Source organism: Mesorhizobium sp. M8A.F.Ca.ET.208.01.1.1 (genome assembly GCF_004791315.1).
In the GTDB taxonomy this organism is placed as follows: Bacteria; Pseudomonadota; Alphaproteobacteria; order Rhizobiales; family Rhizobiaceae; genus Mesorhizobium.
This window is the reverse complement of record NZ_SRUT01000005.1, coordinates 156,152-169,052: the sequence shown is the minus strand read 5'-3', so window position 1 is coordinate 169,052 and position 12,901 is coordinate 156,152. Positions and strand designations below refer to the sequence as shown.

Sequence of the window (12,901 nt, the reverse complement as noted above, 5' to 3'; positions counted from 1 at the left end):
AGTCCCCGACAGGAGCGACACAGGGATCCAGCAGATCAGCTGCGGGTCTGACGCCGTTCGCCGCGCATTTGGCACATCGCCAAGCAGTTGTGTCGACGCGAACGACGAACTTTTCGCCGGACCATCGCCATTTCCCCTTTTTCAGATGACAGAGGTGGCAAGCCCCTTGGCTGTTTGCGAAGCTCCCGTTGAGGCCAGACAGATGCATCCCACTTGGCCAGAACGGTTCTTGTCGACTCTAGCTCAAAGGGGGGCGCGTCCATCCTGCTGGGGAAGGACGCCAACGAACTCATTCGCCATCATCAGGATCGTTTCCCGCACGCGAGTTTTCTAGCAATCCACAGGGAATACGAAGGCCTCGTCAACTGCCTGGCGGACATGATTGAGGGCTCGCGGCGGTGCCCCGCAGCCGCGCGCTTCCACTTTCAAGACCTTGAATTTAATGGCTTTCATAGTCGTCACAGGAACTACGAGGTCACTCCAACCATCTCGACGCTCTAGCCTCATTTCTGAAAGCGCATAACTGTTCCTTTAGGGCAGGCATTCTTTACGAGTTCGGCGGTAGGCTCGCAAACCGAAAAGTTGCCTTACAGTAAACTTTATTGCATATGGGTATTGCACTGCGCTCGAATTTCAGTTCAGTATGGTTTACTTGGCGCCAGCCTTAGGCAAAGCGCGGACGCGATTGAGACAGTTTCGGAGGAGGACTACTGATGACGGCATCCTGGAGATTTTCGACCCTGGCGGATCGCCACCGGGCGCTGGGTTCGAAACTCGAAGACTGGAGCGGCATGGGAACCGCCTGGACCTACGACAAGGATGCCGACGAGGAGTACATCGCCATCCGCACCAAGGCCGGACTTATGGATGTGTCGGGCCTGAAGAAGGTGCACATCACAGGGCCGCACGCCTCGCATCTCATCGATCTCGCAACCACCCGTGATGTCGAAAAAATCTATCCCGGCAAATCTGTCTATGCGTGCATGCTGAATGACCAAGGCAAATTCACCGATGATTGTGTCATCTACCGGATATCCACCAATTCCTGGATGGTCGTCCATGGCTCAGGGTCTGGTCATGAAGAACTGACCCGGGCGTCGATCGGCCGCGATGTTTCCGTTCGCTTCGACGACAATCTGCATGATTTGTCGCTGCAGGGTCCGACAGCGGTCGACTATCTGGCCAAGCACGTGCCGGGCATCCGCGACCTCAACTATTTCCACCACATGCAGACGCAGCTGTTCGGCTTTCCCGTGATGATTTCGCGCACCGGCTATACAGGCGAGCGCGGCTACGAAATCTTCTGCCGCGGCCAGGATGCCGGCACGATCTGGGACAGAATCCTCGATGAGGGCAAAAGCCTCGGCATCATTCCTTGCCGCTTCACCACGCTCGATATGCTGCGCGTCGAAAGTTATTTGCTTTTCTACCCCTACGACAATTCGCAGAAATACCCGTTCGAGAATGAAGGCCCTGGCGACACGCTGTGGGAACTCGGCCTCGACTTCACCGTCAGCCCTGGAAAGACCGGTTTTCGTGGCGCCGAGGAGCATTACCGCCTCAAGGGCAAGGAGCGCTTCAAGATCTATGGTGTGCTACTCGAAGGCAAGGAGCCGGCCGACGAAGGCGCGCCGGTCTATCGCGACGGCAGACAAGTTGGCGTGGTGACCTGCGCCATGTATTCGCCGCTGGTCAAGAAATCGATGGGCATCGCCCGGCTCGACGTCGACTGCGCGGTCAAGGACACCAAGCTCGAGATTCGCAACAAGAGCGGTGCCATCAAGGCCACCGCCCAGCCATTGCCGTTTGACGACCCCAAGAAGATCAAGCGCACTGCGAAGGGATGAGGCGTTGGACACCACGCCGGTAAAGACGATTCTCAGTCGGCCGGTCTTCGGAACATTGTCCCCGCAGACCGGAAGCCACCACCTTTTTGTTGCTGACGCGGAAGGAGCTCTTGCTATTTCAGATATGGCCGCAAGAGCGCCGGCCGGATTTTTCGAAGGCGCCGAAATCGTCTATATCCCGGATCCGGACGGCAAACACGTCGCCGCTCTCGAAGCGCTGAAGCCGGGGCAGTTTCATCAGGCGCCGTCCTTCGCCAGCCTGTTGCCGCGATTGAAGCAAACGCTGGCCAACGCGCATATGGGCTTGCGTCTCTACCTTGCCGGTACCGAAGGCCTGATTGGCCAGGCCATGCAGGTGGCCCTCGAAGCCGGCATCGACCACACCTCGATCCAGACCGAGCATCGGGGCTCGCTGGCGCGGCGCATGCAGTGCGTCCACTGCAAGGGCATCACCGAGAACGTGACGACGCAGCCGGCGACCTGCGCACATTGCGGCTTGCTGCTTCTGGTGCGCGATCATTATTCGCGGCGCCTTGCCGCGTTCCAGGGTGTTTGCATCAACGCCGAGGATCGCAGCGAAATCCCTCCGATGGAGGAGATCTTCCGATGAGCACCGGCACCACCAAGCTCGATGTCGTGGTCAGCGATGTCGTCCCGGTCAACGAACTGGTCACGCGCTTCCATTTCCGCCGCCGTGACGGGGAGCTTTTGCCGACCTTTTCCGGCGGCGCCCATGTCGTGGTCGAGATGCGCGACGGCGACCTCACAAGGCTCAATCCTTATTCACTGATGGGCTCGCCGCTCGACACGCGCGAATACACCATCTCGGTGCGCCGCGACGATGTCGGCCGCGGCGGCTCGCTGTTCATGCACCGGTCGGTCAAGCCCGGCCTGGAGATGGTGGTCAGCTACCCCGTCAATCTGTTCTCGCTCGACCTCAGGGCGAAGAAGCATCTGATGCTGGCCGGCGGCATCGGCATCACGCCGTTCATGGCGCAGACCGCGCAGCTCGCCGGGTCCGGCGGCAATTTCGAACTGCACTACACCTGCCGCACCGCCTCGCTCGGCACCTATGCCGACGTGCTGCAGGAGCGCTATGGCAACCGCATCAGGCTCTATCACGACGATCGCGACGAGCGCATCGAGCTGGACCGGCTGTTGTCGTCGCAGCCGCTGGGCACGCATCTCTATGTCTGCGGCCCGGCCGGCATGATCAACTGGGTCCGCGCCCGCGCTGCAGAGCTGGGCTGGCCCTCGGAGACCGTACACTACGAGCATTTCGCGGCGCCCCAGCCCGGCCTGCCTTTCGACGTGACACTTGCCGTCAGCGGCAAGACCATCCGCATCGGCGAGCAGCAAAGCCTGCTTGAAGCCATCGAAGCCGCCGGTGTCGATCCGCCCTATCTCTGCCGCGGCGGCGTCTGCGGCCAGTGCGAGACCAACGTCATCTCGTATGACGGCAAGTTCATCCACAACGACCATTGGCTGAGCGAGGAAGACCACCGTTCAGGCTGCAAGATCATGCCATGCGTCTCCCGCTTCGAGGGCAAATCGTTGGTGCTTGAACGCTGAGGCATATCGGCGCGTTCGTCGGTCAGGAGGAGGATGTTATGGGAATTGACTTTAGAAAAGAGACGTTCCGGGGCGACTTTACCTTCAGGAACAGCCCGGAGCAGATCAAGCGCTTCCCGTTTCCGTTCCACGAAGACAGCTACATGTATGCGGTCAATATCGAGCCGCATGTTGTTGGTCCCAAGGGCAGCGTGTTGGAAAACCTGATCGACGTCGACGAGCACTATGTCGCCGAGATGCAGGACCGCGCTTTGGTGCTGGCCGAGGACCCGCTGCGCTGCCAGTCGCTGCCGCACATGACGCTGGCCGGCTGGGACCTGCTTGAGCTTCTGATGGAACAGCAGGCGCTGGGTTACCCCGAGCATTTCACCCTGGAGCGAAACGGCGATCGCTGGCGCTGGATCAACCGGCCGCTCGGCATCGATGACACCTTCACCTTCGGCGACACCTCGACGCTGCCTTACGGGCCGATGGAATACATCACCCGCCAGAGCCAGGGCGATTTCTGCATCCTCGACCAGCGCGACGGCAATCTGTGGATGGATGCCGGCATGGTCACCACCCAGGCCGACTGGTCGCTCGATTTCGACATCGGCATGAACTTCTTCGAGTGGCACGCGCCAGTGCCGCTGGCGCACGAGAAGGGGATTTTCGTCAGGGCGCTGAAATTCCTCACCAATATCCAGCAGGGCAAACCGGCCAGGCGACTGAACTGGACGATGACCGTCAATCCGCGCCTCGATACCAGCCCCGAAAACTACCACAAATGGGGCCCGGACCGGGCAACGGTGACGCCCGAGAACGTCGGCGACAAGGTGCATCTGCGGGTCGAATTGCAGAGCTTCTGGCGGCTGCCGCGCTCCAACGGCATCGTCTTCCCGATCCGCTGCTACCTGATCAAGATGGACGAACTGGTGACGCAGCCGAAATGGGCGCGGCGCCTGCACCGCGTCATCCGCGACCTGCCCGAAGAACTTGCAACCTACAAGGGCCTTACACGCTACCGCCCGGCCCTGATCGATTGGCTGTCTAAACTCGACGACGGGAGCCCGACTTCGCCCGGGTTTGGGCCGAACTGACCCTACCGACGCAGTCGCAGCAAGACATCAGCCGGAAAGGTATCGAACTCTTGTCGATGCACTGGGTCGTGTCGGAACTTGCTTTGGAATAACGCCAAACGGACGGTTTTGATCATCTGATTTGTCTCCCCAGCTGGGGCCGCTCCAACAAAGAGTGGCCCATTTTTTACGGATTCGATCTTGCCACGATCTGACCTAGACCATTTTGTGAACACAAACACGGGCCGCAGCGGGATGATTGGCCAGAGCTAAGGTGGGATCGCAAAGCGTCATGCCAGCCCGGATGGGCGCTAACTAGGTCTTCGTCGAGGAGGTGACGGCGGCATCGGTCATCCGCTGTTTAGCGCGCCCTGTTTCTTGTTAGTCTCGAAAACCTCGGTCCCGATTGCCGGGCGCGAGATATTCTCTCACCATCAGCTCATTTGGCACAAAGCGCACTCGCATAGCGGCACGCAAGTCGAGTGGCATCTTCGCCCGCCACGCCCGGAGCCGCCGCGCATGCTCGAATTCGACACCTCCGACGCACTCGCCGCCAGAGTGGCGACCGGCGTCTGTGTCGCCATTACGCCCCCTCTCTGCCTGCACCAGGGCGCTGCCCGTATCGAGAGCGTCGAGTTGATGCCGCTGGTGGGACCCGGGTTCTCGCGCGAGCTGACCTTTCACCCGCCGCGAGAGCGGGTTACCACGGCTTCTGAAGCTTGCTGCCTAGCTCGAGCACAAGGTGGAATGCATAATGTTGAACCCTGTAGGCGAAGGTTGATTCGAAACATCGCCCGAGGCAGTGCTCCAGTTTATGAACAAGACCTCCGCCCTATTCACGAGTTGCCGGCATGGCTCCTGCCTTTAAGGCGATGGCGAAGCTCCGCATTCAAGCCATTCAAGCCAACCGCCACGTGCAGCGCGAGACGTCCCTGGGAGATAGCTCGTTGTGCGCGCAGGGAAGCCGTTACCTACAACGATGTTCTATCATGAAATGTTATTCGCTCACATGTCTTGACTTCTGCGGTCTGGATGTTAGCGTGACGGTGGACAGCGAGGAGCATATACCGCCCCGCCATTGGATTGGCTGCATTTAACGGTCGTCTAAGCGTCGTCCCCAATCTTCGTTGAGCGATCTCCTGAAGCAACCGCGGTTCAAGCAACGTTTAAGATGGACGGCGACTTTGCACCTGCTCAGGCGATGCACCCCTTGATATGTTTTGCAGTTCGTCGAGGATAGGTTGGTTGATTTTTGGAGGTAGCATTTGACCGGATCGTCGAAACGCCTGATTGTGGGAATTAGCGGAGCTTCGGGCATTATCTACGGGATACGGGCGCTTGAGATCGCACGCCGTCTGAATCTTGAAACTCACCTTGTTATGAGTAAATCAGCGAAGCTGACGGCCACGCATGAGGTCTCACTCAAGATCAAAGAGATTGAGGAACTGGCTAGCGTTGTTCATCGCAACGAAAATGTTGCCGCTTCGATTTCAAGTGGCTCATTCGAAACAATTGGCATGATTGTGGCGCCCTGCTCCATCAGGAGCCTCTCGGAGATAGCGCATGGCACTACTTCGAGCTTATTGACGCGCGCGGCAGACGTCGTCCTGAAGGAACGGCGACGGCTGGTCCTGTTGGTGAGAGAGACCCCGCTTCATCTTGGGCATCTTAAAAGCATGGTGCAGGTGACTGAAGCTGGTGCTATCGTTATGCCACCGGTTCCCGCATTCTATATTCGCCCTCAGACGATTGATGACATTGTTGATCATACCGTGGGCAGGGCGCTCGATCTCTTTGGAATGAGGCCTCCGGATCTCGTCAGGTGGTCCGGAGCATAGGTTCCAGCACTATACGCACCCCTCGCGCACAAATGACAGCGTGAACAGTCCTGCTCGCGGCTTGCCCACTGCTGGTTTAACTCGCACCCGATCGAACTTGGGAGGACGGAATGCCTCACGTCGCAGAGAAGGACTTGTGGAGTTTTTCTCTAGAACTCTACGCCCGCCCAGGAGTGAAGGAGCGTTGTATCAATCTGCAGGATGCGCTTGGGCTTGATGTAAATATCGCATTTTTCTGCCTCTGGTGGTCCGATCCTTCAGCAACCTACCTCGACCAAAATGCGTTCGACGCAATAATTGCTCCGGCTGTGCGGTGGCACCGCACGGTGGTTCTCCCAACGCGCGCGGCCCGCAAGGCGTCAAAAGGCGGCATGGCAAACCTGCCGGCTGGACAAACAGGCGACCTCTACCGTGCACTTCTGAAGGTCGAGATTGACACCGAGCATGCCGAGCAAACGATTCTAGTTGGAGGTGCCGTCGAACATACTGGCACCCTACCGTCTGGGCTCCGGGTTTCCGCGTCAAGGGCTGCCTTGAACATCGCGCTCTACAGCTCGCATCTTGGGCGCAAGATGGATGTTCAGGACTTTGACGACATGGCCGCAATTATCGCCCTCTGTTGCGGCGTGCCGCCACAGACCGCTCTTTCACACTTGTCCGCTTCGGTATCCTCGATCGGATGATTTTATGCCTCATCGGCCCCTACAACGATGGCTTACCGATAGCACTGGCCGCTGTGAGGCTCCAATGGGCGACCCAAGCGCGTTAACGCCAAAGCTCTAGGTTCGGGCGGAATACCATCTAGAACGCCTCGATCGCGATGACATAGTGCGAACGAGCTGCTTCAACAAATTCGCGATTCCACGCACCGATCGGCACTGCAAATTCTTTGCCCAGCCCTGGTACTGTGCTGTGATGCCGAATCTCGCGATCGAAAAATTAATTGCACGTCGAGGCCGATCTGGAACTAGCGATTTATCGCTTTTACAGCTCCTGCCAAAATCTGGTTTTGACCGATGAGCAACAAAAGTTTGACCGTCGATGGCCAGGATGAAGTAGTCGCATCCCGTCGAGTCGTCGTGCACCTGGATGAGACCTTTGCCAAACATCTAATAGGCACCGCTAGTTATACAACCACAGACCTTTCGATAAATGTATATGATGTAGCTATCTAGCGCAAGATCGAAGTGCGGGAAGGGTGCCGTAGCCCGCTGTGCAAGGCACCTGTCATTTCGTTGAGCGGCTTCGGTTTCGACGGAAAGGTGTGGATGGCAATGAGCAGGCATTCAGTTGGACCGAGGAGAAGCGACGAGACAATGAACGCTATTTTAAAGGCGGCTGAAAGCCTGGTGTTGGAGGCTGGTCACGCAGGCTTTTCCTTTGAGGCGGTGGCACGACGAGCACATGCGGGCAAGCCAACGATCTATCGATGGTGGCCAAACAAGTTTGCTTTGCTAAAAGATATCTACGAGAGGAGAAATCATGGCGCCGCCCCAATTTTTAAAGATTCCTTTGAAGAGGACATAGCCGCCTGCCTGACGCAGGTATTTAACAGCTGGTCTCGTGGATCAGGCCAGATATTGCAGTGTATGTTCGCAGAGGCTGTGTCAGCCCCTTTAGTGAAATCGTCGCTTCGACAGGTGGTCTTTCAAACTTTTCGCCAAATGGAGACTGCCTTCACAGCAGCGATTTCCCGAGGTGAGGTGCACAGCGCTACCGATGTGCAGCATGCTATCGAAATAATAGCATCCTATTCAGTAGCGCATCTGCTCGTAGCCGATGCGGTCAGGCCAAATCTCAATCAGGTCGCATCATGGTTCGCCCACGGCATGACCGCTGGCGGCGTCGACTTGATTCAAAAACAGGTTCGCTAGCTCCTTCAGACATGTCGGGATATCGCGGGCGCGGGAAGCGGTTCTTACGCGCCAGGCCACGGCGTTCGGGTTGCCCTCATGGCTGGCATCGACAGGTGCCTTCAAGCGCATCGTTCGATCGCGGTAAATGGTGGTGCTGGACGTCAGCGTCACCAACAACAAGAGGTGAACGCAAATTCGGCTAGATGCGGCAATGTCGAATGCTGGAATTATCAGGTCGACTTGTTGGGAATTTTGAAACGCTTGCAGGCTCAAATGTGCTGGGCGCACGGGCGCTGTATCCCCCTTACCGGCCCATGCCCCACCTACTATCACTTTCAGCGCTCTCACGCTCGGCCACTCTAAGCTCGGCTATGGCGAACTCGCTGTTGCGCGACAGACGGTTGAAAACGCCCTCCGCGCGCTCCAGATCCTCTGCGGACACACCTTCAAACAAGACGTCGTTTACGCGGCGGACGAAGTGGTTGACAGTTGCGACCGTCTCCTCGCCAACCGCAGTCAAACTGACAAGCACACTTCTGCGGTCATCGTCAGCAGCGAATTTTTGCAGGAGGCCCATACGGATAAGCCGGCCGACCTCCGTCGTTACGTGCGTCGGCGCGAGATGAATGTATTGAGCTAAACGCTTTATCGTGACGCCCTGCTCACCTTGCCGGTATGCAACGCCGGCGAGGACGGCGAACTGCGAACCGGTCAGACCGATCGAGCGACCAAACGCATCTCGGCAGACCGAAAAGCGTCCCAGCACCTCAACGAAAAGGTAAATCACCTGTCGAAAGCGGTCGTCGCTACCTTTGTACAAGAGCTCGCGGTGTGAAACGGTTAACGGGGGAGAAAAGGGCGCTGGCTGCGACTTGCGTTTTCGTACTCCCCCTTGAGCGAGTTCCTTGGTCGTTGTCACTTTCGCCATCCATATACCTCTATCTGCGCAGCCGTAGGGGATAAGCCTACAATCCCAAGGAGCACTAGTTACATCACAAAGCTAACTCAATCAAAGAGGGGATTGGGGATTTCCGCAGGACACTCATATCCGCGACATTTGTGTTCCCCCTTGCGATCCTTCCGTTCTCGTTCCAAAAAAAGCTTGATAAGAAACGTACATTTTGTAGTTATAACTTCTAGATTGAACGCTCGTCACGAGGACCCTTCATGCAATCCAAGATCCAGGCTGCCCTCCCCTCGCACCGCAAGCTTTATTATGGTGGCGGATGGCACGAGTCTCTGACGGGTTTGAGCGAAGAGGTTTTCGATCCTGCTACCGGAGCAAGTCTCGGCATCACCGCGATTGCAGGTAAGGCGGATGTTGACGCCGCTGTAGACGCCGCACAGGCAGGCTTCCGAGAGTGGCGACAAACAAAGTTGCAAGATCGGGTCGCACTGTTGCGCAAGGCGGCAGCAATCATCAGAGCCAATGCCGAGCGGATAACTCTGACAGATTCTGTCGATTCTGGTGGCCCATACAAGCGGATGATTAAGGACGCCGAATCCGGAGCCGCCACCTTCGAGTTCTTCGCAGGACTTGCTACGGAAGCAAAGGGAACCACGATCCCCTTCACTGCAGATTCAATCAACTACACGGTGAGGGAGCCCCTCGGCGTGGTTGTGCGTATCAATGCGTATAACCATCCATTTCTGTTTGCCGCCCAACGTGCAGCCGCCCCGCTCGTTTCGGGTAACGTAATCGTTATGAAACCGCCCGCCCAGGCGCCGCTGTCTACGCTGCTGTTTGCAGAACTGGTCGGCGACCTGTTTCCACCCGGCGTATTCACTGTTTTGCCGGGAGGACTCGAATGCGGCCAAGCGCTTGTCGAGCACCCGAAAGTCGCCATGGTTGGCTTGATCGGGTCAGTCGCCACAGGAAAGGCCATCGCTCGCTCCGCGGCCGGGACGTTAAAGAAACTCAGTCTCGAACTAGGGGGCAAAAATGCTTTGATAGCCTTTCCCGATGCAGACCCCGCGAAGGTCGCAGCTGGCGCGGTCCAGGGCATGAATTTTACATGGTGTGGCCAGTCCTGCGGATCGACATCTCGTGTTTTCCTGCATGAGAGTATTTACGACGAGGTCATTGGGCACATCGTGGCATCCGTGTCGAAACTCACGGCCGGCATTCCATCCGACCCGGACACGGACATGGGATGCCTCGTCAGTGCAGAGCAATTGGCAAAGACAGAGCGTTACGTTGAGTACGGCAAGGAGGACGGAGCGACGCTGATCTTCGGTGGTAAGAGGCCAGAGGATCCCCGTCTTTCTGGAGGCTTCTTCTACCTTCCGACAATTTTCAAAGATGTCTCGCCGTCTATGCGAATTGCGCGCGAAGAGATTTTTGGTCCGGTAATGTCCATCATTCGCTGGTCTGACGAAGAGAGCCTGTTCCAGGCTGTAAACGAATCCGAGCTGGGGTTGACCGCCTCGATCTGGACCGAAAACCTGAGTACCGCCCACCGTGCGGCCGCAAGGGTCGAGGCTGGGTATATTTGGGTCAACGGCTCGAGCACGCATTTCCTTGGCGCGCCATTCGGTGGCTACAAGCAGTCGGGCCTCGGACGGGAGGAATCCATCGAGGAACTTCTTGCATGCACTCAGCTCAAGAATGTCAACATTGCTTTCTGATGGGTTCGGGGGCGGCCCGCAACGTAGATGCGGGTCTTCCTACGAACGCCGACAAATCAACGCACGTTCACTTCCACGGTGATTTGATGGTGCTCGACAATGGGTCCAAATCGCGACGACATGTCAGCGTCCTTGGTTGAATGTCCGTCGCCAATCGACCTGGATAAACTTCGGATACAAACTGACATTGTTGTCCGCAGCGCCTCGGCCCCATTTGCTCACTCGGTCTGGCAAGGGACGGCAGCACTGTTCAAGGCGACGCCGACCGGGATCCCGTGCCTCCGGTGAGAGCGAAGTCGCCAAGATGGATGCAGGCACCCTAACGGCAGTGCAAATCATCCGTGTTCAGAAGCTGGCGTACTGTGCAATTTGCCGATGCCACGGTCGACTGCTTTGCTGGTCAGCTGGAGCCGTGCAGGCGCGACCGAGGAAAATGACGAGGAATGTGAACAGTTCGCGAAGTTGGCAGTGAGCCTCCAACAGCGCCGATCACCAGCACGATGACTAATCGGCAACGACCGCTACGGAAAGGGCACGTCGGCTCAGGGTCTGTGCGAATAAATTATACCCAGACCTCACTCCGGTTATCGGCGCCGGCCTTCGCATGGGATTGGAGGCCGCCCTTCTACTTGAATACCTGCGGCCACTTCTGCCGGATTCCTTGGGCCTCTTGGATGCCAAGCGCTGTGGTGGGCGCGTAGGTGCCCAGCTGCTGAAACGGAATGCAGGCATCGATGATCATTTTCGAATGTGAGGTCAAACCAATATCCCGATGCGCTGGGGGGATGCGAGGATCGAGCGAAGAGCTCCAAGCGTTCCGGATAATGTCCACATCCTCAGACGGTTCGGCTCTCGTGGTTATGGCCCACATTACGTCATTGAGACTTGTGGGATCGATATCTTCATCGACCACGACCACTAGACGCCCCATATAGCTATGCGCGGCCGCAATGAGCGCTGCGCGCTTAGCATGACCGGCGTAGCGCTGCCGGATTGCGACGACTGTCATCAGTTGCGAAACGTGCTGCCAAGCTCCTACTACGTCGGTGACACCAGCTGCTTCCAGGTTGCTCCAGATGCTGGCAGCACGGAACGACAATCCGAAATGGAAGCGTGGTGGCTTCAAAGGCGGAGAGCCGAAAAGTATTGGATCGTTGCGAAAGTAAGTGGCGTCCACCTCCATCACCGGGCCTGGTCGAGAATCGGCCGCGTAGTAGCCGGTGAACTCCCCGAACGGCCCTTCTGGAAGGCTTTCAACAGCCATCGGCAGTAATCGCCCTTCAAGGACTATCTCCGCCCGCGCGGGGATCGGAAGGCCAGTAAGCGGCCCCTTGAACACCTCTACCGGCGCTCCGCGGATGGCGCCCGCAAAGTCAAGTTCTGATGCTCCCTCCGGGAGATACTCAAAGCCAGCGATAAACAGTGATGGGTCCTGGCCATTGACGACGGCCACGGGGCAGGCCTGGCCGCGATCCCAATATTTCTTCGAAATGATCGCACCATGACGTCCGTTGTGATCGAATTGAATAGTGACGCGATTTCGACTGTGGACTTGGACGCGGTAGATCGAGCAGTTGACCCAGCCAGTATCGGGGTCTTGCGTCAGGACGACGCTGCCAGACCCGATATAGGGGCCCCCGTCCAGCTTGTGCCAGACTGGGCTTGGGAAACGAGAGAGGTCAACATCCTGGCCACGCGCTTCGTTTTCCAGAACTGGGATGTCTTTAGTCTCTACAGGCGCGATCGGCTCCAAGCTCGTGCGTCGAGTTTTCCAAAGCTTCAGTGCTTCCAGTGCTGGCAGGTTGTAATCTATGCCAAGGGCCAGCGCTGCTCTCCGCGCACTGACCGTTGCGTTGGTGAAAACGCGGTTGCCAGTCGCCTGGCCGGGAATGTCGTTGAACAAAAGGGCTGGACAGCTTGCGTCGCCGGCAGCGACTTCGGTGATAGCGCCTATCTCATGCATAAGGGATGCGCCTGAAACGCGCCGGAGATCGCCTATGTCGTCCACCAACCCAATGAATTCGCGAAGATCTCGGTAGGCAACATTCATGGCGAGCCCCTATCAGACAAATGATGCATGTGCAGTGGTTCAGATGCCCTAT

General features: G+C 57.5%; 10 protein-coding genes. 8 read left to right on the top strand and 2 right to left on the bottom strand.

Translation table 11 applies throughout. The annotated features are described in order from the left end of the window. Positions 1 to 713 precede the first annotated feature (713 nt). The 7 genes from EN851_RS22730 (at position 714) to EN851_RS22695 (ending at position 8,189) form a co-directional block, all read left to right on the top strand. A complete protein-coding gene (locus EN851_RS22730; RefSeq protein ID WP_135906889.1) occupies positions 714 to 1,847 on the top strand; it encodes an aminomethyltransferase family protein in 1,134 nt (377 codons plus the stop codon). A 4-nt stretch (positions 1,848 to 1,851) separates the two neighbouring features. Then, a complete protein-coding gene (locus EN851_RS22725) occupies positions 1,852 to 2,457 on the top strand; it encodes a dimethylamine monooxygenase subunit DmmA family protein (protein ID WP_135906887.1) in 606 nt (201 codons plus the stop codon). Continuing rightward, positions 2,454 to 3,419 (top strand): PDR/VanB family oxidoreductase, encoded by a 966-nt coding sequence (locus tag EN851_RS22720; RefSeq protein WP_135906885.1) that lies wholly within the window; start codon positions 2,454 to 2,456, stop codon positions 3,417 to 3,419. The genes EN851_RS22725 and EN851_RS22720 overlap by 4 nt, the downstream gene beginning before the upstream one ends. 38 nt (positions 3,420 to 3,457) lie before the next feature. Then, entirely contained in the window at positions 3,458 to 4,498 is a 1,041-nt protein-coding gene (locus EN851_RS22715) for a DUF3445 domain-containing protein (RefSeq protein WP_135906884.1), read from the top strand. A 1,244-nt stretch (positions 4,499 to 5,742) separates the two neighbouring features. Further along, a complete protein-coding gene (locus EN851_RS22705; RefSeq protein ID WP_135880828.1) occupies positions 5,743 to 6,315 on the top strand; it encodes a UbiX family flavin prenyltransferase in 573 nt (190 codons plus the stop codon). Positions 6,316 to 6,425: 110 nt separating this feature from the next. Further along, entirely contained in the window at positions 6,426 to 6,998 is a 573-nt protein-coding gene (locus EN851_RS22700) for a TIGR02444 family protein (protein ID WP_135906882.1), read from the top strand. A gap of 633 nt (positions 6,999 to 7,631) precedes the next feature. Further along, positions 7,632 to 8,189, top strand: coding sequence for a TetR/AcrR family transcriptional regulator (locus tag EN851_RS22695; protein ID WP_245511647.1), 558 nt, complete (start codon positions 7,632 to 7,634; stop codon positions 8,187 to 8,189). Between the two features lie 286 nt (positions 8,190 to 8,475). On the opposite strand, the gene EN851_RS22690 is transcribed toward EN851_RS22695, so the two are convergent. Beyond that, positions 8,476 to 9,099: a MarR family winged helix-turn-helix transcriptional regulator gene (locus EN851_RS22690; RefSeq protein ID WP_135906880.1), complete on the bottom strand. Its 624-nt coding sequence runs from the start codon at positions 9,097 to 9,099 to the stop codon at positions 8,476 to 8,478. A gap of 239 nt (positions 9,100 to 9,338) precedes the next feature. Between EN851_RS22690 and EN851_RS22685 the strand changes: the two genes are divergently transcribed. Then, complete coding sequence (locus EN851_RS22685) at positions 9,339 to 10,799, top strand: aldehyde dehydrogenase family protein (RefSeq protein ID WP_135880833.1); 1,461 nt, start codon at positions 9,339 to 9,341, stop codon at positions 10,797 to 10,799. Between the two features lie 625 nt (positions 10,800 to 11,424). On the opposite strand, the gene EN851_RS22680 is transcribed toward EN851_RS22685, so the two are convergent. Beyond that, complete coding sequence (locus EN851_RS22680) at positions 11,425 to 12,849, bottom strand: UbiD family decarboxylase (protein WP_135906879.1); 1,425 nt, start codon at positions 12,847 to 12,849, stop codon at positions 11,425 to 11,427. Positions 12,850 to 12,901: the final 52 nt, after the last annotated feature.